Source organism: Flavobacterium bomense, assembly GCF_003970355.1.
This window is the reverse complement of sequence record NZ_RYDJ01000100.1, coordinates 1-1436: the sequence shown is the minus strand read 5'-3', so window position 1 is coordinate 1436 and position 1436 is coordinate 1. Positions and strand designations below refer to the sequence as shown.

General features: G+C 32.7%; 1 protein-coding gene. It reads left to right on the top strand.

What is annotated here, in order from left to right; translation table 11 throughout:
- The first annotated feature begins 11 nt into the window (after nt 1-11).
- Complete coding sequence (locus tag EKL98_RS15850) at nt 12-1337, top strand: TolC family protein (RefSeq protein WP_126563135.1); 1326 nt, start codon at nt 12-14, stop codon at nt 1335-1337.
- Nucleotides 1338-1436 lie beyond the last annotated feature (99 nt).

Genomic DNA, 1436 nt, shown 5'->3' with positions numbered 1-1436 from the left:
CCTGCTAATATATGAAAATTAATCATTTTTTACTTATAGGGATTTACTTAATAGGAATCACTTCTATAAAAGCGCAAGAAAGTACTAGTTTAACACTTGACCAATCCATTCATTTGGCTTGGTCAAAAAGTAACGAAGTAAGCTTGGCCGATTCCAAAGTAAATTCATCGAAATACGAATTGCAGTCCAAAAAGAACTCACAATATCCCGATTTGAAACTTTCAGGACAATATCAAAATTTTATTGAACCAAATATTGATATGAAATTTAGCACTAATGGTTCAGGAACACCATTCCCATCTGGAAATAAACTGATGATTGGACAATTGAGTGCTAATCTCCCTGTTTTTGCGGGTTTCAAAATCCAAAACAACATCAAGATTTCGGAGAATTTGTACCAAGCCCAAACAGCAACAGCTTTGCAAACCAAAGAGGAAATTGCGATGCGAGTGGTCAATTATTACGCAAGTTTATACAAAGCACAAAAGACTTTGGAATTGTTGAAAGACAATCAAAAACAAGCCGAGCAACGTGTGGTGGATTTTACCGAAATGGAAAAAAACGGCATTATTCCAAGAAATGACTTATTGAAATCACAATTGCAAGTTTCGAAAATACAATTATCTATTGACGAAATGAACAACAATTTGAATGTGGTCAACTATTATTTGATTTCGCTTTTGAAATTGCCAATGGAAACTAATTTAGAGATTAACGAAAGTGATTTTATCAATTTCCAAATTAACAATATTCCTACAGATGAAAATCTGGCATTGGACAACAGAAAAGATTTAGAAGCAGTTCGTTTTCAAGAAAAAGCTAGTGAAGCTGGAGTGAAATTAGCAAAAGGAGCTTATTATCCTTCGGTTACGATTATGGGAGGCTATGCTTCTTTGGGATTACAAAATATAATTACTATTGAAAATGCGATCAATTTTGGAGTTGGTGTTTCTTATGATTTGAGTGGAATACTAAAAAACAATTCTACCATAAAAATGGCCGAAAGCAAATCGAATGAAGCTAAAAACTACAAAGAAATCCTTACCGATAATATCAAAGTTGAAGTAAAAAAAGCCATTGAAGACTATAATTTGTCCTTAAAGCAAAACGAAGTTTATGTAGAAGCAGCAACTCAATCAGCAGAAAATTATAGAATCGTAAAAGACAAATACGACAACGGCCTTTCGAACACCAATGATTTACTCGAAGCCGATGTAGAACAACTGAGTTCAAAAATCAATAAAGCTTTGGCAAGAGCCAATATTATTCAAAAATATTACGAATTACTTTCAACAACTGGACAATTATCACAAACCTTCAATATTTCAAAAATATAATCGACCTCTACTATGGAAAAGAAAAAAACAAATAAAAAATTCATCATCATATTTGCCGTATTGACCCTATTATGTGGCACTTATGGAACGTATAAATAC

What these genes read in the sequence shown, in the direction of transcription:
- EKL98_RS15850 (WP_126563135.1), top strand. Translation starts at nt 12, where the DNA reads ATGAAAATTAATCATTTTTTACTTATAGGGATTTACTTAATAGGAATC.